Raw genomic sequence first — 19,751 nt, 5'->3', positions numbered from 1 at the left:
CCATAATGAAGCCTACCACAGGATATAGTCGGCCCTGATGCGTCCTCTCTTTGCACTCGCGATGTGGCTTGCGTTCGCGCTTCTCACCATCGCGCCATCCGCCGCCTTTGAAGTCATCTCGGTCCCCGAAGACGTCAATGCCGTTAACCTGTCCGCCGTGGTGGAAATCATCCCCGGCACCGATGGGCGCGTGCAATTGTCGACCGCGCCGGGCGAGGACGGCATTATCCGCCGCATCGAGGTGCTGGCGAGCGAGCAGGGGACCAATCCAAACTTTGCCCTGTTCGCGCTGCGCAATGAAAGTGACCAGCAGATCGAGCGCCTGCTGGTGGCGCCGTTTTTTCGGCTGCCCAATTCGGGCGTGTTCAATCCCGATCTGGGCAATGACCGCCTCACCGCGCTGACCCCCAGCGCCGGTATCCGTCCGGTCAAGCTGACCGACAGCGAAGCCGATGTGTTTGAAATCACGCTCGATCCGGGCGCTACGGTCACCTTCGTTGCCGAACTGTCTTCGGCCGAATTGCCTGAACTCTACCTGTGGCAGCCCAACCCCTACCGCGACTATGTGAACTCCTTCACCCTGTTCCGCGGCGTGGTGCTGGGCGTGGCCTCGCTGGCCGCGGTGTTTTTGACCATCATGTTCGTGGTCAAGGGCCGGGGCGTGTTCCCGGCGACGGCTGCCTTTGCCTGGGCTGTGCTGATCTATCTGCTGATCGACTTTGGCGTTTTGGGGCGCCTGCTCGGCATTCCGGCCGGAGGTATGCAGCCGCTGCGCGCCGCCTCGGAGGCAGGCATAGCCACCACATTAGCCGGGTTCCTGTTCATCTATCTGAACCTGCATCGCTGGCATCTGCGCTTCATCCATCTGGCGCTTGGGCTTGCGGCGCTGTTCCTGGCGCTCTTTGCCTTCGCCTTCTTCCAGCCCGCCATTGCCGCCACCATTGCCCGGCTCGTGCTGGCCATGCTGGGTTTCTCCGGCTTCTTCCTCATCCTGCTGCTGGCACTGCGCGGCTATGACCGCGCCGTGCTGCTGGTGCCCACCTGGATCATTCTGATCTCCTGGCTGTTTTATTCCTGGCTGGTAATTTCGGGGCAGGTCTCCAACGACGTGGCCCAACCTGCGGTGGGTGGGGGCCTCGTGCTCATCGTCATGCTGCTTGGCTTTACTGCCGTGCAGCACGCCTTCTCCGAAGGACAGGTGTCGGTCGGCACGCTCTCTGAAGTCGAGCGCCGGGCGCTGGCACTGACCGGCTCGGGCGATTTCGTTTTCGACTGGAACATCGAGCGCGACCGTGTCTCGGTGTCGGACGAATTGGCGACCAGGCTGGGCGAAAAGCGCGGGGCCCTGCGTGGTGCTATCAAGCGCTGGCTCGACCGCGTCCATCCCGATGACCGCGACCGCTTCCGCACCGCCTTCGATACGCTGGTCGAACTGCGTCGCGGCAAGGTTTCCGCCGATATGCGTATTGCCGGCCACGATGGCAGCTATCGCAGCTTCCGCATGCGGGTCAAACCCGTGCTGGGCGGCGACGGCCAGGTTAACCGTATCGTCGGCACTCTGCAGGACGTCACCGAAGACCGCGCTGCGCGCGAGCGCCTGTTGCATGACGCGGTGCACGATAGCCTGACCGGCCTGCCGAACCGTCAGCTGTTCCTCGATCGGCTGGAGCGCGCTTTGGTGCGCGCCAGAACGCCGGGCGGCACCAAGCCGGCGGTGTTCCTCATCGATATCGACCGTTTCATGGAGCTGGAGGAACGCATCGGCCATTCCGCCGCGGATTCCGTGCTGCTGGCGATTTCTCGCCGTATTGCCCGCATCATGCGGCCGCTCGACACCGTGGCCCGCGTCACCGGAGACCAATTCGCGGTAATTCTCGCCTCCGAACAGGCCGCCGGTAAGATCGCCGAAACGGCTGAGCAAATCCGCAAGGCGCTCAAGGCGCCGTTCAATTTCGGCGACCGCGACCTGACGCTGACCGCCTCGATCGGCGTCACCATCTATGACAGCGCCCCCGCTGACGCCCCCGATGTGCTGCGCGATGCCGAGCTGGCCATGTATTACGCCAAGCGCCTGGGCGGGGACCGGATCGAAGCCTATCGCGCCTCGGCCCGCTCCATCTCGGCCTATAATCGCGCCAGCGAGGAAGACCTTGAACGCGGCATGAAGCAGGGTGAATTGCATGTGCAGTTCCAGCCGGTGATGGATATTCAGACTGGCCAGCTGGCCGGTGCCGAAGCGCTGATGCGCTGGGTGCATCCGACGCGCGGCGTGGTCAATCCCGACGAATTCGTGCCGCTGGCCGAACGCTCCGGCCAGATCGAAAAGCTCGGGCGATTGGCTTTCGAGCAATCCGCGGCCCAGGCCAAGGACTGGATGACTTCGCTGGGCTTGCCCGAGGAATTCTTCATCTCGGTCAATCTATCGCCCAGCCAGCTCGCCACCGAAACCCTGCTCAATGACATGCGCAGCCTGGTCAGCCAGGACAAGGAATTGGCGCGTCACCTCAAGCTCGAAATCACCGAAAGCCAGGTGATGACCAATCCGGAGCATTCCGCCTATATGCTGCAGGCATTGCGTAATCTGGGCCTGGGCCTCGCCCTCGACGATTTCGGCACCGGGCATTCCTCGTTGAGCTATCTGCACCGCTTCCCATTCGACACCATCAAAATCCCCGCCGCCTTCGTGAAGATGAGCGACGACAATGGCATCGCCCATACCCAGGCGCCGATCATCAAGGCGGTGGTGGGATTGGCGACCGATCTCGACCTGATGGTGATCGCTGAGGGCGTCGAAACGCCGACTTCATCCAGCGCTTCGATGCTCAGCGACACCACCAGGCCGAGATCGGTCGCCAATCCCCATTCACCGCCTGATGATCGGCGCCTGGGCATGGGCGATGCCATTGTCGTCGCTCATCTTCACGAAGGCGGCGGGGATCTTGATGGTGTCGAATGGGAAGCGGTGCATAGCTCAACGAGTATCGCCTGCAGGCGGCGGAATGTCATTTTCGGTGACGCTTGAGGCGCCCCCAGTCCCGGCTGACCAGGCTGCGCATGTCATTGAGCAGGGCTTTGCGGCGAGCTGGCTGGGCGACAGATTGACCGAGGCCGAAGAATTCCTCGGGCAAGCCCAGCGAAGTCATCCAGTCCTTGGCCTGGGCCGCGGATTGCTCGAGGCGCCAATCGCCTGGTGGGCCTTCTGGCCCCGGTCAACGGTCGCCCAGCCAGCTCGCCACCGAAACCCTGCTCAATGACATGCGCAGCCTGGCTGGCCAGGACAAGGAATTGGCGCGTCGCCTCAAGCTCGAAATCACCCGAAAGCCAGGTGATGACCAATCCGGAGCATTCCGCCTATATGCTGCAGGCATTGGTGCACCGCCTGGGCTCCGCCCTCGACGATTTCGGCACCGGGCATTCCTCGTTGAGCTATCTGCACCGCTTCCCATTCGACACCATCAAAATCCACCAATGTTCCAGATCGGCGGCATGGGCGATGCCATTGTCGCTGCTCATCTTCACGAAGGCGGCGGGGATTTTGATGGTGTCGAATGGCGCAGATAGCTCAACGAGGAATGCCCGGTGCCGAAATCGTCGAGGCGAGGCCCAGGCCCATTACGCAATGCCTGCAGCATATATGGAATGCTCCGGGACGTCGGTCAATACCTGGCTTTCGGTGATTTCGAGCTTGAGGTGACGCCATCCTTGTCCTGGCTGACCAGGCTGCGCATGTCATTGAGCAGGCTTCGGTGGCGAGCTGGCTGGGCGATAGATTGACCGAGATCGAAAAGCTCGGGCGATTGGCTTTCGAGCAATCCGCGGCCCAGGCCAAGGACTGGATGACTTCGCTGGGCTTGCCCGAGGAATTCTTCATCTCGGTCAATCTATCGCCCAGCCAGCTCGCCACCGAAACCCTGCTCAATGACATGCGCAGCCTGGTCAGCCAGGACAAGGAATTGGCGCGTCACCTCAAGCTCGAAATCACCGAAAGCCAGGTGATGACCAATCCGGAGCATTCCGCCTATATGCTGCAGGCATTGCGTAATCTGGGCCTGGGCCTCGCCCTCGACGATTTCGGCACCGGGCATTCCTCGTTGAGCTATCTGCACCGCTTCCCATTCGACACCATCAAAATCCCCGCCGCCTTCGTGAAGATGAGCGACGACAATGGCATCGCCCATACCCAGGCGCCGATCATCAAGGCGGTGGTGGGATTGGCGACCGATCTCGACCTGATGGTGATCGCTGAGGGCGTCGAAACGCTGGATGAAATCGAGCGTCTGCGTCAGCTCAATTGCCGCTACGCCCAGGGCTTTGCGTTTGGGGCGGCGATGACGGGTGCGGAATTTGGCAAGAAGCTGGCGGCGCAATTGGCGCGGTAGGTTTTTGCCTCTCCCTGGGAAGAGTGCCCTAAGCGTGTCCCGCCTCGGAACTCAGCGTCGCCCGCGTGATATGCAGGCTGGCCAATGCCGCCTTGTAGCGCTCTTCCACCGGGGTTTCGAACACCAGGTCGCGCGAGAACGGCACGGTCAGCCAGCCATTCTCGCGGATTTCGTCTTCCAGCTGTCCTGCTCCCCAGCCGCAGCAGCCAAGCGCAAACAGGCTGGCCTTGGGGCGTGGGCCAAAGGCCATGGCTTTGAGAATATCGAGCGTGGCGGTGAGGTACACCCCGTCGCCGACCTTGTAGCTATTGCCGCTGGTATAGTCGGCCGAATGCAGCACGAAGCCGCGGCCCTTTTCTACTGGCCCGCCCCGCATCACCACGCCCTGCCGGATCGAATCGGGCAGGCGGATCACCGCGTCCGGATCGCCCAGGTCGAGCTCGTCGATAACATCGGCAAAGCGCAGATTGGCCAATTCGTGATTGACCACCAGCCCCATGGCACCCTCGGTGCCATGGCCGACAATGAGGATTACGCTTTCGGCGAAGCGTTCATCTTCCATATCTGGCATGGCCACCAGAAACTGGCCTTCAAGCGAATTCATGGCTTAATTGTAGGCGTCCCATCCGCATGCGACAAGGCTGGCGGCCCGCAAGAGGCCCATGCAGCCATCACGAAGGCCTGATTGCGCGTCAGCTATTTCTTCATTTCCTGGTGCGCTAATGGCTGTGTTCATGCAGCTTCTTTCCGCCCTTGCCCTCCTTGCCGCCACGCTCACCCCCGCCCTTGCGGGCGAAACGCCATGGCAGGAGGTCGCCCCCGGCGTGAAGCTGCGGCTGATCAGCTCCGGCCAGGTCAAGCCCGATGGCAAGACCCTGCTCGGCCTTGAAATCTCGATGCCGGAAAACACCAAGACCTATTGGCGCGTGCCGGGCGAAACCGGCCTGCCCACCGTGCTCGATTTCACTGGCTCGAGCGGCGTGACGGACCATCACATCGTCTGGCCCTATCCCAAGCGGGACGAGACCGACGGTTATCTCGACTATGTCTATTATGGCCCTCTGGTCCTACCCATCGCCGTAACCGTCTCGGATGAGGCGGCAGCGGCCGAAATCTTCACCACGCTGGGCGTCTGCTCGGAAATCTGTGTGCCGGCACAGGCGCATTTCTCCTTGAAGCTGGACGATGCCGAGCCGGACCGGCCCAACGGCCTGCGCATCCGCCAGGCTCTTGCCCTGGCGCCCATGCCCTGGGACGGCAAGGCCGCGCCCATCGGGGCCGTGCGCTATGACAATGCCGATCGCATGCTCGCCATTGAGCTGGGCGATGCTGCTGTTGACCCGGCCTCGCTGATCGTCGCGACCGCCAGTGGCGAGCCGTTATTCGGGGCGCCGCAAAAAAGCCCGGAACCCAACCTAGTCCTCATCCCGATCCTGGGTAAAAGCGAGCCAATCGACTTGGAAAACCAGGACATTCAGCTCACATTCATGACCGATATGGGAGCTTTCGAAGTCACGCGGGCCATCTCCGGTGCGGGTGACTGAGACCAGTCCGGGGATGGATGGGCCAATAGGTCTTGTATGCGGTTAAAAAGCCGCATATCCGAGATACCGGACTATCAAGGGAAATGGCGGCCAGCTGGCGCCACAGGCAGGGGCATATCCTTCTATGATCGAACGTGGCAGTCCGGTTCCGTCGGTGCGGATCAAACTTGTTGGTGCTGATGGCGCCACCGACACCACCAGCGATGCCGTGCTCGGCAGTGGCATTGTGGCCTTCTTCTCGGTGCCCGGTGCCTTTACGCCCACCTGCCATGTCAATCATTTGCCCGGCTATTTGGCCAACCTGGGTAAGCTCAATGCCGCCGGCGTCGACAAGGTCGTCTGCGCCTCGGTCAATGATCATCACGTCATGAAGGCCTGGGCCGAAGCCTCTGGCGCGCTGGGCAAGATTGAATTCATCGCCGACGGCAATGGCGAATTGGCCGAGGCCGTGGGCCTAGCCAAGGATTTCTCGGGTTCGGGCATGGGCAAGCGCTTTGCCCGCGCCTCAATCCTGTTCCGCAATGGCAAAGCCGATGCGGTTTTTGTCGAAGACGGCCCGGGCGTCAATGCCAGCGGTGCCCCTGCCATGCTGATGGCGCTCGAAACGGCCAATGGCTGATCCCCAGGCGCAAGGAGCCAATTCGATGACCAATTTCCTCCCGATGCTGCGCCTTTCCGCTGCCGCCGCCCTTGCGGCGCTGCTGGCGGGTTGTTCCATGGGCTCCATGTTTGGCGGCGGCCAGAGCGCGGCGACCAATCAGTCGCTGCAGAATGCCACGGCAAGCCCAGCCGCCATCGCCCAGGCCCAGTCCAATGCACTTCCGGCCATTGCCACCCAATGCCCGCCCATCAAGGTGCGCGCAGGCTCTGAGGCCATGTATTATTATGGCGGCGGCCGCGTAGGTGACCCCAAGGCGCTGCAATATCAGGGCGTGATCGACGAAAGCTCGCGCAATTGCGTGGTGTCCAATGGCTTGATCACCGTCAATATGGGTGTGGCCGGCCGCATCCTGCTCGGCCCCGGCGGCAAGCAGACCAGCGTCAACGCCCCCATCCGCTTTGCCGTGGAGCGCAACGGCACGGCGGTGTTCTCGGAAAAATACACCATCCCCGTCTCCGTCGTCCCGCCTGCGGAATCGGCCGAATTCTCCAAGGTGATCGAGAATGTCGCCATCCCCTATCTGGGTGGCGAGGACATCACCATCTGGGTCGGCTTCGACACCAAGGGCTGATTGCGCCTGAGGCGCTTTCGGGCTAAAAACTCCGTTATGTGCAGAACCGCATTCTTTTCCATTCGCATCCGCACCGCCTGAGGGCGGTGTCGACCCATGACTATACGTGCGGCTGCTAAGCGGCCGGCGTAAGCGCATGCGGGGTTCTGGCCGAAGGCTGTGCGCCCGAACTCCGAAACCGGCGCCGTCTCATCTCTCGAACAGCTTTTCGAGACCTTGAGACCATCCATGAAAAAGAATCTAAACCGCGCCCGCTCACAGAGCTGGGACGCCGTAGCCCATTGGTATGCCGGCTGGACCGGCACCAATGGCAGCCGCTATCACCGCACGCTCGCCGTGCCACTGCTGCTCGAATTGCTTGCGCCTAAACGGGGTGAGCATATTGCCGACCTGGGCTGTGGTCCGGGCATTCTGGCGCCCCCGATTGCTGAACGCGGCGCCGGCTTTGTCGGCGTTGATCTGTCGCCAAGGTTGATTGCCGATGCGCGACGCCACCACGGCAGGGTGGGGCGCTTTCTCGTCGGCGACGTCACCCGCCTGCCACGGCATGCCGATCTGCCCGAAGCCGGCTTCGATGCCGCCTGCTTCCTGCTGTCCATCCAGGACATCAACCCGCTGGGTGAGGCCATGACGAGCGCCGCGCGGCTGCTCAAACCGGGCGGGAGGCTGGCCATCGTCATGCTGCATCCATGCTTCCGTGTGCCACGGCAAAGCGGCTGGGGTTGGGACGAGGGCAGGGGGCTCAAATTCCGCCGCCTCGATTCCTACCTGACGCCGCTGGCGGTGCCGATGCAGTCGCATGAGGCAGGCACGACGCGCAGCTATCATCGGCCGCTCGGGGCTTATGCCGAGGCGCTGGCGGCGGCGGGCTTGGCGCTGACGGGGATCAGGGAGGTGAGCGATCTGCCGGCGCAGGGCGAGAGTAAGGCGGACCGGCGAGCGGCGGGGGAGTTTCCGCTGTTCTTGGGGTTGCGGGCGGTGAAGCTGGAATAGGGATTAGGGCTGGGAGGGGGATGCCCCCTCCCAGCCTCCCCCTGATAGGGGGGCATGTGGGTCGCTTACTCCGCCGCCTTCAACGACTCCGTCGGACGTTCCCACTTCAAGATCGGCGAGCGGGCAGCGCGGGTTTCGTCCAGCCGGCGGCGCGGGGCTTTCATCGGGGCGGCGGTGAACCGCTCCGTGTTGCCCGCCTTGGCGTCGATTGCCAGCTCTTCCATCACGTCGCAGAAGCGGTCCAGCGTCTGCTTGCTTTCGCTTTCGGTGGGCTCGATCAGCATGGCGCCATGCACGACCAGCGGGAAATACATGGTCATGGGATGGAAACCCTCGTCGATCAGTGCCTTGGCGAAATCGAGCGTGGTGACGCCGGTATCCTTGAGGAAGCTGTCGTCGAACAGCGCCTCATGCATGGTCGGGTAGTCGCCAAACGGCACCGAGAAGGCGTGGGCCAGCCGCGCCTTGATGTAATTGGCGTTCAGCACCGCATCCTGCGCCGCCTGGGCCAGCCCATCGCCGCCATGGCTGAGCATATAGGTCAGGGCGCGGACATACATGCCCATCTGGCCCTGGAAGGCGGTGATGCGGCCCAGAGCGTCACCCTCGGCATGTTCGACCAATTCCAGCCCATTGCTGCCCTTGCGTACGAAGGGCACTGGGGCGAATGGCGCCAGCGCTTCGGACAGCACCACCGGGCCGGCACCGGGACCGCCGCCGCCATGCGGCGTCGAGAAGGTCTTGTGCAGGTTGATATGCATGGCGTCGATGCCGAGATCGCCGGGGCGGACGACGCCCATAATGGCGTTGAAATTGGCGCCATCGCAGTAGAAGAAGGCCCCGGCGTCGTGAATGGCCTGGGCAATCTCGATCACCTGGGGCTCGAACAGGCCGCAAGTATTCGGATTGGTCAGCATGATCGCGGCCACCTCGGGCGACAGCGCATCCTTGACCGCCTGCACATCTACCGTGCCGTCGTCGCGGGCGGGGATTGGCTTGACGGTGTAGCCGAGGAAAGCCGCGGTTGCCGGATTGGTGCCATGGGCGCTTTCGGGCACCAGCACGATCTTGCGGTGGCTCTGCCCGGCCGCGTCCTGCGCGGCCTTGATTGCCATCATGCCCAGCAGCTCGCCATGCGCGCCTGCCTTGGGCGTCAGTGCCACGGCGGCGGTATTGGTGAGGGTCATCAGCCAGTGCGAAAGCTGGTTCATCAGCTCGAGCGCGCCCTGCACGGTCGAGACCGGCTGCAGCGGGTGGATATCGGAGAAGCCGGGCAAGCGGGCCATTTTTTCATTGAGCCGCGGATTGTGCTTCATCGTGCACGAGCCCAGCGGATACATACCGCTATCGATCGAGTGGTTGAGGCGGGAGAGGCGCACATAATGGCGCATCGCCTCGGGCTCGGTGAGGCCGGCCAGATCGAGCGGGCTCTTGCGCTCGAAGCCGCCAAGGCGGGCGGTCGAGATCGTCACATCGGGCAGATCGACGCCGGAATGCTCGGTATCGCCGATTTCAAACAGCAGCGGCTCATTGGGCAGCAGCGCCGAGCCGGACGTGGAGGCAAAGCCCGAAGTGCCCACGCCGGTGGGGCGGCCCTGATTGTTCATGCTCATGCGAGTTCCTCCGAAAGGGCAGCGCACAGCGCGGCAATATCGGCGTCGGTGGTGAGTTCGGTGGCGGCCAATACGATGAGATTGGCCACGGACGGATCGGTCGGCTCCAGACGGCTGACCGGCACACCGGCCAGAATGCCGCGCTTGGCGAGGCGCTCGACAAGGCCAGCTGCCGGCTGGGCCGTACGAATGGTCATCTCGTTGAAGAAGGTCTTGTTGAGGACCTCGACGCCCGGAACAGACGCCAGCGCATCGGCTAGCTTGCAGGCATTGGCGTGATTGAGGCGGGCAAGGCGGGTAAATCCGGCTTCGCCCAAGAGACCCATATGGATCGAGAAGCCCAGCGCACACAGGCCCGAATTGGTGCAGATATTGGAGGTCGCCTTTTCGCGGCGGATATGCTGCTCGCGGGTGGACAGCGTCAGCACGAAGCCGCGCTGGCCATCGGCATCAACGGTTTCGCCACAGAGGCGCCCCGGCATCTGCCGGATGAATTCCTTGCGGGTTGCCATCAGGCCCAGATAGGGGCCGCCGAAGTTGAGCGCATTGCCGATGGACTGGCCCTCGGCCACCACGATATCGGCGCCCAGCGCGCCGGGGGCTTCGAGCAGGCCGAGCGAGACGACTTCGGTGATCACCACGATCAGCAGGGCGCCCTTGGCATGGGCGGCGTCGGCGGCTTTCTTGATATTGCGCAGATGGCCGTAGAAGTCTGGCGTCTGCACCACGATAGCCGCGGTGGCCTCGTCGATATGGTCCAGAATATCGCCCTGGCCTTCCGGCGAGGCGGAGAGGATTTCGAGGTCCGCATCGTCCTTGAGATAGGCGCGGACCACGTCGCGGTAATGCGGGTGCAGGCCTCCCGACAGCACGATTTTATTGCGGCGGGTCAGGCGGCGGGCCATCAGCACGGCCTCGGCGGTGCCGGTCGAGCCGTCATACAGCGACGCATTCGCCACATCCATGCCGGTGAGCTTGGCCACCTGGGTCTGAAATTCGAACAGCATCTGCAGGGTGCCCTGCGAGATTTCCGGCTGGTAGGGCGTGTAGGCGGTCAGCCATTCCGAGCGCTGGATCAGATGATCGACGGTCGCCGGAACATGGTGGCGATAGGCCCCCGCGCCCACGAAGAACGGGCCATCGGCGCCGGCATGGTTCTTGGCGGCCAGCGCCTTCATATGGGCTTCGACGAGGAATTCGGGGCTATGGGCGGGCAGGCCGAGATCAAAACTCTTGAGCGCGCGCGCGGGCACGGCGCTGAACAGGGCATCGATATTGGCCGCGCCGATGACACCGAGCATTTCGGCGCGTTCGTGGTCGGAATGGGGGAGGTAGCGCATGGGGTCTCTCAGGCTTCCAGTTGGCGGCTGACCCCGACCCTTGAGAAGGGCCGGGTTTGCGCGCTTTACTTCGTCAGTTCGGCGTAACCGGCATCATCTAGCAGGCCGTCCAACTCACTGGCGTCGGCAATGGCAATCTTGAACATCCAGCCGGCGGCGGCCGGGTCCTGATTGACGAGGCCCGGTTCGCCGGTCAGTGCGTCATTGACCTCGGTGACCGTGCCCGACACGGGCGCATAGATCTCGGAGGCGGCCTTGACCGATTCCACAACGGCGGCTTCATCGCCCTTTTTGAACACTTTGCCGACGCTGGGCAGCTCGACGAAGACGATGTCGCCCAAGGCTTCCTGGGCAAACTGGGTGATGCCAACAATTCCGGTGGCGCCCTCGACGCGGATATATTCGTGGTCAGGGGTGAACTTGGTGGTCATGACGATCCCTCAACTGGATGTGGTTTTGCGGAAATAACGATGGGGCACGAAGGGCGTCGGCACCACTTCGGCGGCCTGGGCACGGCCGCGGACGCTGACTTGCAGCCGGGTTCCAACGGCGACATGGGCGGGCGGCACAAAGCCGAGCGCGATGGCCTTGCCAAGCGAAGGGGCAAAGCCGCCACTGGTAACAACGCCGATGACGGCGCCGGCGCCGTCAAGGATTTCGGCGCCTTCGCGCGCCGGGGCGCCTTCGACGACAAGGCCGACGCGCTTGCGGGCGGGGCCGTTTTCACGCTCGGCCAGAATGCGGGCGGCGCCAGGAAAGTCAGCGGCCTCGCGGCGGCGCTTGGAAACAGCAAAGCCCAGATCCGCTTCAATGGGCGAAATAGTCTCGTTGAGGTCATGCCCATAAAGCGGCAGGCCCGCCTCGAGCCGCAGGCTGTCGCGTGCGCCTAGGCCAATCGGCTTGACGCGCTCATCGGCAAGCAAAGTGTCCCAGAGAGCTTTGGCTATGCTGGCTGGCGACAGGATTTCAAAGCCGTCCTCGCCGGTATAGCCCGAGCGGGAAATGATCAGTGTCTGCCCGTTCCAATCGAAGGGGCCATACTGCATGAAGCCCAGTTCTACCACGCCCGGCAGCAGCGCTGCCAGCACGTCGACGGCTTCCGGCCCCTGCAGCGCCAGCAGCGCGCCGTCATCAGCGCGGGTCAGCTTGGCGCGGTCGCCGGCAGCCTCCGCGATATGAGCGAAGTCGGCATCCTTGGTGCCGGCATTGACCACGATATAGAGCGAGCCGGGGAAGCGGGGCGAACGGGCGACCATCAGGTCATCCATGGTGCCGCCTTGGGCATTGAGCAGCAGCGTGTAGCGAATCTGGCCGGGTTTGAGGCCGGCAATGTCGCCGCAGATCAGCGGCTCGATGACTACCGCAATGGCAGCGTGGTCGGCCTCGGCGTCGCCGGTTCGGGTGCTCAGTTCGAGAAAGCTTGGGCCCATATGGCTGACATCGAACAGGCCCGCATGTTCGCGCGTCCATTTGTGCTCGGCCATGATGCCGGAAGCATATTGCACAGGCAGGGAATAGCCGCCGAATGGCACCATGCGGCCACCGGCGGCAATGTGCTGCTCATAAAGCGGCGTAGTCTTGAGAGTTTCGGCGGAGGTTTGGGCCATCAACGCTTCCCGGAAATGAACAAGGCGACACGACTACACTCGCCTTGCGGCGAATTCCGTGCCCCCTCTGTCCTCATCACCTGAGAGATTTCCCGGCTGAGCGCCGGTTGCTCCTTCGGTGGGACCTAGCGCTGTGCCGGTCCGCTTTCCAGAGTTGTAGCTGTGCTGCGGTCCTTTTGCCTGAGAGTTTCCGGGGCGGTTGCTCCTTCGGCGCTGGAGAAAATCCAATCTCTCCCGCAGTGAGGGCACCATGGTGGAGATTCTGGGGGGCGTCAATCGTGGGTTTGCCACCACGGCATGATTTGCCACCGCCTTCCTTCTCCCCTTGAGGGAGAAGGTGCCCGAAGGGGCACCGAATTCGCGAAGGCGAATTTCGGTTGGGATGAGGGGGCCTCTTTATGCGCGTCTGGCATGGGCGAGCGCAGCACCCCTCACCCTGGCATTTCTGCTGAACGCAGAAATGCCGTCCCTCTCCCTCAAGGGGTGAGGGTAGAAACAAAAAGGGCGGACCTTGCGGCCCGCCCTCAAAACTTAAATCCGACCCGAACGCCTCAGTTCAGCTTGTTGCCCACATCGGCAATGGCGCGGTCGACGACTTGGCCGCCCTTTTTGGCCATTTCCTCGGTCAGCACGGCCCGGGCCGCTTCGATGGCGACATCGGCGGAGCGGGCGCGCACTTCGGAAATTGCCTGGGCCTCGGCCTGGGCGATCTTGGCTTCCACGGCGCGAGTGCGGCGGGTGACCAGATCAGCCAGCGAAGCCTGGGCTTCGGCGGTCAGGCGCACGGCTTCTTCCTTGGCGGCGGCAATGATGCCCTCGGCTTCGGATTCGGCAGCGACGCGCTTCTGCTCATATTCGACCAAAAGGGCCGCAGCTTCTTCACGCAGCTTCTTGGCGGCTTCCAGTTCATCCGCGATCTGCTGGATGCGTTTGTCGAGCATCTTGCCGATAACCCGCGGCACGCCGAAATAGGTGATCAGCGCCAGGAACAGCACGAGCCCGACAGTGGCCCAGAAGCTATTGTCCATCCATTCCATCATGCTTACTCCTTGCTCGCCTTGGCCACGGCGGCCTTGACGCTCTCGCTCGGAATATCGCCGACGAGCTGGGTGACGACGGTCTGTGCCGTTTCAGCGGCAATCTCGTCGACATGGGTCATGGCTTCGGCCTTGGTGGTGGCGATGCGGGCTTCGGCGGTCGCGACCTTGGCAGAGAGATCGGCTTCCACGGCCTGGCGCTTGCTGGCCAGTTCGGTCTTGATCGCGTCGCTGGTCTGGGCGGCGATGCCCTGGGCCTTGGACTTGGCGTCGGCTAGGGCTGCCTCATAGGCGGCAATGGCGGCGTCGGTCTTCTGGCGGCTGGCATCGGCGGCGGCGAGGTCTGCGTCGATCTTGGCCTTGCGGTCGGCCAGGATGGAGCCGACGCGGGGCAGGGCCACCTTGCTCATCAGCAGATAGAGCGCGGCGAAGCTGATCGCCAGCCACAGCAATTGCGAGGGGAAGGTCGCCGGGTCGAATGGCGGGAAGATGTCCGAACCATGCTCGCCGCCATGCGCCTCGGTAGTGGCATGGGTATCGGCGGTCGGGTCGGCATGTGCCGGATCGGCATGGGTCGCATCGACCGCGCCATCGACATGTTCTTCAGCCGGGGCTGCTGCCTCTTGGGCGTAGGCTTGCGTTACCATCAGGTGAGGTCCCGTTAAATCCGGTCAGCCGGCGGAAAGCCGGACGATAGAATGCAGCCGGGTTGGCCCCGGCTGCAGAAAAGGCATGCAGTCGCGCTTATTAAGCGACGAACAGCAGGATCAGGGCAACCAGGAACGAGAAGATGCCCAGAGCTTCGGTCATGGCCATACCGAAAATCAGGTTACCGGTCTGGCTCGGAGCAGCCGACGGGTTGCGCAGGGCGCCCGACAGGAAGTTCGAGAAGATGTTCGACACGCCCAGGGCAGCGCCGGCCATACCAAGAGTTGCAATACCAGCGCCGATAAACTTTGCGGCTTCAGCATCCATTTTTGTAGTCCTTTCAAGGGTCGTAGTTTGCCGGCGGGGCCCGCCGTTGAGGGACTCAACGCTCAGTGTGAAGGGTGAACCGCGTCGTTGAGATACATCGAAGTCAGAACTGCAAACACATAGGCCTGCACTGCTGCAACGAGGAATTCGAGGGCTGTCAGCGCCACCGTCATGAACAGTGGCAGGATCGCACCCAGCCAGCCGAGGAAGCCGGCGGCGCCCAGGCTCACCACGAAACCGGCAAACACCTTGAGGGTGATGTGGCCAGCCAGGATGTTGCCGAACAGTCGGACGGAGAGGCTAATCGGGCGGGACAGGAAGGAGATGATTTCGATCGGCACCACGATCGGCAGCACATAGGCCGGCACGCCCGAGGGGACGAAAAGCTTGAGGAACTTGAAGCCGTGACGGACAAAACCGTAGATCACGACTACGCTCATCACCAGCAAGGCCAGAGCCACAGTGACGATGATGTGGCTGGTGACGGTGAAGAAATAGGGGATCATGCCGAACATGTTGGCGGTCAGCACGAAGGCAAACAGCGAGAACACGAAGGGGAAGAATTTCATGCCTTCGGTGCCAGCCGAGCTGCGCAACATATTGGCCACGAATTCATAGGCTAGTTCGCCCGTGAGTTGCAGCCTCGAAGGCACCAACTGCTTGCGGCTCGAGGCCAGCAGCACGAAAGTGGTAATTGCCAAAACCGTCAGCACCATAAAGAGCGACGAATTGGTGAAGGACAGGTTCAGCCCGCTGCCTGCGGTGCCATCGCCACCCACATGGATGGGGATCATGTCCTCGATGACAAACTGGTGGATCGGGTCAGTACCGGCCAAAACAGAGCCCCTTGCGCGTCGTCATCAGTGTTCAATCCGCTTGTCGTCTTCCGCGTCAGGCTTGGGCCCAGGCGGGGGAGGCGATGCGGCATTCAATTCGGCCACCGCTCGGGTGACATTGAGTATTCCAGCGGCAAAACCCATCATGAACATGATGAGCAATCCCCAGGGGCTGGTGCCCAGTCCAAGATCGATCAGGTAGCCGAGAATGCCCCCTATCACGATCGCCGCCACGAATTCGGTGCCGATGCGCATGCCGCGCGCCATACCGCTCGTGTCGTGGGAACCATTCGCCAAGGCTCTATTGTCCTCGGCTGCGCGGCTCCGCTTGGCAGAGGCAATACGCGATGCGAGATCGCGCGTCACCCCATCAGCGCCACTATCCTGGCCTTTGGTATCTTGCGGTTTTGCCATCCGCTCGCTCCCCTCGGCCCGGCTTTGACCCGGGTTTATCCGGGGCGCCTTTTAAGTCGCGCGCAACATAGTGGTGGGGTAACACAGTGTCAAGATTCGTTGCGGCGGCGTAATTTCTTGATTTAAAATGGTTTTTTGGCTTTGAGCGGGGGTGCGGCATGCTGTCCACACCCAAGCATGGCAAAGTGGAGGCAAGGACGGGGGGATTCTGGGCAATTTTGGGTGATGGGTGGCGCTCGATGAGTGTGGCGAGATCGCACAAACAACCGCAGGAGACCGATCAAACCGCCTCGAGAAATGTCTCGGCCGTGGTCAGATCTACCGACACCAGCTGGCTGACGCCGCGCTCGGCCATGGTTACGCCGAACAGGCGATCGACCCGGCTCATGGTGATCGGATTGTGGGTGATCACCATGAAGCGCGTATTGGTGCGCTGGCGCATGGAATCGAGCAGGTTGCAGAACCGCTCCACATTGGCGTCGTCGAGCGGGGCGTCCACTTCGTCGAGCACGCAGATCGGCGCCGGATTGGTGAGGAAGACCGCAAAGATCAGGCTCATCGCCGTCAGCGCCTGTTCGCCACCCGACAGCAGCGTCATGGTCTGTGGCTTCTTGCCGGGCGGACGGGCGATGATTTCGAGGCCCGCTTCCAGCGGATCGTCGCTTTCGACAAAGGTCAGCTCCGCCGTGCCGCCGCCGAACAGGGTGGTGAACAGCTCCTGGAAATGCTCGTTGACCTTGACGAAGGCCTCATTGAGCCGTGCGCGGCCTTCCCGGTTGAGCGATTGGATACCGGTGCGCAGCTTGGCAATGGCCTCGATCAGATCGTCCCGGTCCTTGACCATGGTATCGAGCTTTTCCTGTACCTCCTCGGCTTCCTTCTCCGCCGAAAGGTTGACCCCGCCCAACCGCTCACGCTCGGCCTTGAGCCGGTCGACCTTCTGCTCGATGACGCTTTCGGCCGGCAGGGCCTCCTCGGGCTTGATCCCCGAGACTTCCAGCGTCTTGCTGGCGGGAATATCTAGCGTTTCCTCAATCTGCCGCTCGATCTGCTGGCGCTGGGCGATAATGCCCTTGATACGTTCTTCGACGCGGGTCAGCTCGATCCGCGCATTGGCCAGAATATCGCTGGCTGATTTGAGTGCCTTGTCGGCTTCGCGGTAGCCGGTTTGGGCCAGGTTCAGCCGGTCGCCCGCCGCTTTGTGGTCAATCGTGGCTGTTTCGATCTGGTCTTCCAGCTGCGCCCGGCGCGCGGCAAAGCCGTCCGGCGTTTCGGTGACGCTGGTCAATTGCGTGCTGACTTCGGCGGTTCGTTGATCCAGCGTTGCCAATTGGGCCATGGCCCCGTCGCGGCGGCGGGTCCAGGCCATGCTGTCGCGCTGCAATTGGCTGAGGCGATTGTCGCGCATGCGCGCGGCCGTCTCAAAACTGCCCAGCTTGAGGCGGGCCTGATCAGCCTTTTCCCGCGCGGCGGCAAGCGCCGCCTGCAAATCCTCGGCTATTTCGGCCGCTTCGCCCTCTTCGCCGGCTTCTTCCAGGAGGCTTTCGGCCTGTTCGCGCATCGCCTCGGCTTCGGCCAGGCTTGCTGCAAGACGAGCGCGGGCTTCCTCCAGCGCCGATTGGCGAGTGGTCAGATCGCCAATGGCCCGCTGCGCCCGGTCGACTTCAGCTTGTGCTGCGCCAATGGCATGCTGGGCCATGCGCCAGGCTTCACGCTGGTTCTTCTCGTCCTGCCGCGCGGTGGTGAGCGCACTGGTCAACGCCTCGACATCACGCCTGGCCGCATTGCGCTCGCCCCGCGCGCGGGTGATTTCGGCATCGAGTTCGGCCAGCCGATTGCGCTGCGCCAAGCGCTGCGCGGCCGGGCTCGGTGCATCAGCGGCGGCAACGAAGCCATCCCAGCGCCATAGTGCGCCATCCAGCGTCACCAGCCGCTGACCGGGCTTGAGCGCATGCATCAGTGCCGGGCCGTCAACGGCATCGACAATCCCGATCTGGTCCAGTCGCCGCTTGAGCAGCGCATTGCCCGTCACATAACGTGACAGGGACTCGGCCGCCTGCGGCAAAGCCGGGTCGATATAATCCTCGATGGCCACCGACCAATGCATTGGCGCACCCGCGTCGGACGACGCTTCAAGATCATCCCCCAAAGCGGCGCCAAGCGCGGTTTCATAGCCCGATTGCACGCTGAGCTGATCGACAATGGCCGGCCAGAGGCTGGCACCCACATTGAGCATCTTGCCCAGGGTCGAGGCTTCCGATTCCAGCCGCGTCAGCGCCGCTTCGATTTCGGCCAACCGGGGCTGAGCATCATCGAGCCGGGTCTGCGCGTCGGCGGTGGCTTCCTCGGCAAGGACAGCCATTTCTTCGGCCGTCGCGGCACTCGCCTGCGCTTCTTCCAAGGCCGCGCGCTTCAGGGTCAGCGTCGCATCCGCATCGAGCTTGGCCGCAATCGTGCTGGCTTCCTGCTCGACTTCGGCAATCTGTTGGCCGAGCCGGGCAATTCGTCCGGCGGCGTCTTCAGCACTGCGTTGCGCCTGACTACGCCGTGCCCGCACCTGCGCCAGCGCATCAGCTGCAGCACGTGCCCGCGCTTCCGCGGTACTCACGGCAGCGCTGGCCGTCTCGGCCTCGCCGCGGGCGCGGTCGAAATCGGCCTGTGCCGCCTCACCCTCTTCGGCCAGCTGCACTAATTCTTCTTCATAGGCGGCGAGCGTGACTTCGCTTTCTTCCACCAACAGGCGCTCGCGCTCGCCGTCGGCGGCGAGTTGGCGGATACGGTCTTCCAGTTCGGCGCGGCGGCTGCTGGCGCGGCGGGCTTCTTCGGCCAATTGCTCGTTCAGAATCGTATAGCGCTGCAGCACCGCCCCGGTCACCGCCTCGCGGTCGCGCAAGGGCTGTAGTGCGGCATCGGCCGCTTCCAACACCTTTTGCGCCTGCAATTCGAGATGGGTCGCATCCGCCAATTCGCGGATCAACACGGCCTGTTGTGCCTCGGTTTCCTTCTCGGCAAAGCGCGCGGCAACCCAGCGGATATGGAACAGCGTGGCTTCGGCCCGGCGAATATCGCCCGAGAGTGAGCGATAGCGATTGGCCAGCCGCGCCTGGCGCTTGAGCGTTTCGAGCTGGGTATCGACCTGGCCGATAATATCGTCGACGCGCTCAAGATTGCTCTCGGCCGCGCGCAGCCGCAGCTCGGCCTCATGCCGGCGGGAATGCAGCCCCGAAATACCGGCCGCTTCTTCAAGCAATGCCCGGCGCGCGGTCGGCTTGGCGGCGATCAATTCGCCAATCTGCCCCTGCCGCACCATGGCGGGCGAGTGGGCGCCGGTCGAGGCATCGGCAAACAGCAATTGCACGTCGCGGGCGCGCACTTCCTTGCCATTGACGCGATAAACCGAGCCGGCCTCCCGCTCGATCCGGCGGGTGACTTCAAGCACATCGGCATTGTTGAGGGCGGCGGGCGCGGTGCGGTCGGTATTGTCGAGCACGAGCGTGACTTCGGCAGTATTGCGTGCCGGCCGATTGCCCGAGCCCGAAAAGATCACGTCATCCATGCCCGAAGCGCGCATAGCCTTGTATGAGCTTTCGCCCATCACCCAGCGCATGGCTTCTACGAGATTGGATTTGCCGCAGCCATTAGGCCCGACAATGCCGGTCAGCCCCGGCTCCATGACCAGCACGGTTTCATCGCTGAACGATTTGAAGCCATGCAGCTTGAGGCGGGAGAATTTCATGGCCGCCTCGCCCAAAGGGCGACCTCCCCCGCAGGGGGAGGCAAA

17 protein-coding genes, 2 pseudogenes and 1 riboswitch are annotated in these 19,751 nt (G+C 63.0%); of the genes and pseudogenes, 7 read left to right on the top strand and 12 right to left on the bottom strand.

What is annotated here, in order from left to right; genetic code table 11:
- The first annotated feature begins 37 nt into the window (after positions 1-37).
- Together N8A98_RS04475 and N8A98_RS23420 are read left to right on the top strand one after the other, a co-directional pair.
- Positions 38-3,022: an EAL domain-containing protein gene (locus N8A98_RS04475; protein WP_262169511.1), complete on the top strand. Its 2,985-nt coding sequence runs from the start codon at positions 38-40 to the stop codon at positions 3,020-3,022.
- A gap of 228 nt (positions 3,023-3,250) precedes the next feature.
- Positions 3,251-3,406, top strand: a pseudogene (locus N8A98_RS23420) (hypothetical protein); the annotation flags it as partial.
- A 98-nt stretch (positions 3,407-3,504) separates the two neighbouring features.
- On the opposite strand, the pseudogene N8A98_RS23415 reads toward N8A98_RS23420, so the two are convergent.
- A pseudogene (locus N8A98_RS23415) lies at positions 3,505-3,690 on the bottom strand (hypothetical protein); the annotation flags it as partial.
- A gap of 80 nt (positions 3,691-3,770) precedes the next feature.
- On the opposite strand from N8A98_RS23415, the gene N8A98_RS04465 reads away from it, so the two are divergent.
- Entirely contained in the window at positions 3,771-4,379 is a 609-nt protein-coding gene (locus N8A98_RS04465) for an EAL domain-containing protein (protein WP_262169510.1), read from the top strand.
- Between the two features lie 28 nt (positions 4,380-4,407).
- Here N8A98_RS04465 and N8A98_RS04460 read toward each other — a convergent pair whose 3' ends face one another.
- The gene (locus tag N8A98_RS04460) at positions 4,408-4,983 is read right to left on the bottom strand and encodes a YqgE/AlgH family protein (RefSeq protein ID WP_113119693.1); all 576 of its coding nucleotides are present in this window, start codon (positions 4,981-4,983) and stop codon (positions 4,408-4,410) included.
- Between the two features lie 130 nt (positions 4,984-5,113).
- Here N8A98_RS04460 and N8A98_RS04455 point away from each other — a divergent pair, with 130 nt between their 5' ends.
- From N8A98_RS04455 to N8A98_RS04440, 4 genes are all read left to right on the top strand, one after another.
- The gene (locus tag N8A98_RS04455; RefSeq protein ID WP_262169508.1) at positions 5,114-5,923 is read left to right on the top strand and encodes a protein-disulfide reductase DsbD domain-containing protein; all 810 of its coding nucleotides are present in this window, start codon (positions 5,114-5,116) and stop codon (positions 5,921-5,923) included.
- 124 nt (positions 5,924-6,047) lie between these two features.
- Entirely contained in the window at positions 6,048-6,542 is a 495-nt protein-coding gene (locus N8A98_RS04450; protein ID WP_262169506.1) for a redoxin family protein, read from the top strand.
- A 25-nt stretch (positions 6,543-6,567) separates the two neighbouring features.
- Positions 6,568-7,155: a hypothetical protein gene (locus N8A98_RS04445; protein ID WP_262169505.1), complete on the top strand. Its 588-nt coding sequence runs from the start codon at positions 6,568-6,570 to the stop codon at positions 7,153-7,155.
- A 228-nt stretch (positions 7,156-7,383) separates the two neighbouring features.
- Entirely contained in the window at positions 7,384-8,148 is a 765-nt protein-coding gene (locus tag N8A98_RS04440) for a class I SAM-dependent methyltransferase (protein ID WP_262169503.1), read from the top strand.
- A gap of 65 nt (positions 8,149-8,213) precedes the next feature.
- Here the strand turns inward: N8A98_RS04440 and gcvPB are convergent, their stop codons facing one another.
- The 10 genes from gcvPB to smc form a co-directional block, all read right to left on the bottom strand.
- Positions 8,214-9,761 (bottom strand): aminomethyl-transferring glycine dehydrogenase subunit GcvPB, encoded by a 1,548-nt coding sequence (gene gcvPB, locus N8A98_RS04435; protein ID WP_262169502.1) that lies wholly within the window; start codon positions 9,759-9,761, stop codon positions 8,214-8,216.
- Positions 9,758-11,101: an aminomethyl-transferring glycine dehydrogenase subunit GcvPA gene (gene gcvPA / locus N8A98_RS04430; RefSeq protein ID WP_262169500.1), complete on the bottom strand. Its 1,344-nt coding sequence runs from the start codon at positions 11,099-11,101 to the stop codon at positions 9,758-9,760. Before gcvPA ends, gcvPB begins: the two co-directional genes overlap by 4 nt.
- Positions 11,102-11,166: 65 nt before the next feature.
- Positions 11,167-11,532, bottom strand: coding sequence for a glycine cleavage system protein GcvH (gene gcvH, locus N8A98_RS04425; protein WP_262169498.1), 366 nt, complete (start codon positions 11,530-11,532; stop codon positions 11,167-11,169).
- A gap of 9 nt (positions 11,533-11,541) precedes the next feature.
- A complete protein-coding gene (gcvT, locus tag N8A98_RS04420) occupies positions 11,542-12,708 on the bottom strand; it encodes a glycine cleavage system aminomethyltransferase GcvT (RefSeq protein WP_262169497.1) in 1,167 nt (388 codons plus the stop codon).
- 158 nt (positions 12,709-12,866) lie between these two features.
- A riboswitch (glycine riboswitch) is annotated at positions 12,867-12,955 on the bottom strand.
- 304 nt (positions 12,956-13,259) lie between these two features.
- Entirely contained in the window at positions 13,260-13,748 is a 489-nt protein-coding gene (locus N8A98_RS04415; RefSeq protein WP_315974530.1) for a F0F1 ATP synthase subunit B family protein, read from the bottom strand.
- Between the two features lie 2 nt (positions 13,749-13,750).
- Positions 13,751-14,395 carry a F0F1 ATP synthase subunit B gene (locus N8A98_RS04410; RefSeq protein ID WP_390888827.1) on the bottom strand — a complete coding sequence of 215 codons (645 nt, stop codon included), beginning with the start codon at positions 14,393-14,395 and terminating at the stop codon, positions 13,751-13,753.
- A 97-nt stretch (positions 14,396-14,492) separates the two neighbouring features.
- A complete protein-coding gene (locus N8A98_RS04405) occupies positions 14,493-14,720 on the bottom strand; it encodes a F0F1 ATP synthase subunit C (protein ID WP_113119704.1) in 228 nt (75 codons plus the stop codon).
- Positions 14,721-14,782: 62 nt separating this feature from the next.
- Positions 14,783-15,514: a F0F1 ATP synthase subunit A gene (locus N8A98_RS04400; protein WP_052153430.1), complete on the bottom strand. Its 732-nt coding sequence runs from the start codon at positions 15,512-15,514 to the stop codon at positions 14,783-14,785.
- A 66-nt stretch (positions 15,515-15,580) separates the two neighbouring features.
- Positions 15,581-15,970, bottom strand: coding sequence for an AtpZ/AtpI family protein (locus N8A98_RS04395; protein ID WP_113119705.1), 390 nt, complete (start codon positions 15,968-15,970; stop codon positions 15,581-15,583).
- A 280-nt stretch (positions 15,971-16,250) separates the two neighbouring features.
- Positions 16,251-19,706, bottom strand: a complete 3,456-nt coding sequence (gene smc, locus N8A98_RS04390; protein ID WP_262169492.1) for a chromosome segregation protein SMC — start codon at positions 19,704-19,706, stop codon at positions 16,251-16,253.
- Between the last annotated feature and the right edge of the window lie 45 nt (positions 19,707-19,751).

This window comes from Devosia neptuniae, from assembly GCF_025452235.1.
GTDB lineage: Bacteria > Pseudomonadota > Alphaproteobacteria > Rhizobiales > Devosiaceae > Devosia.
This window is presented reverse-complemented; position numbering and strand designations above follow the sequence as displayed.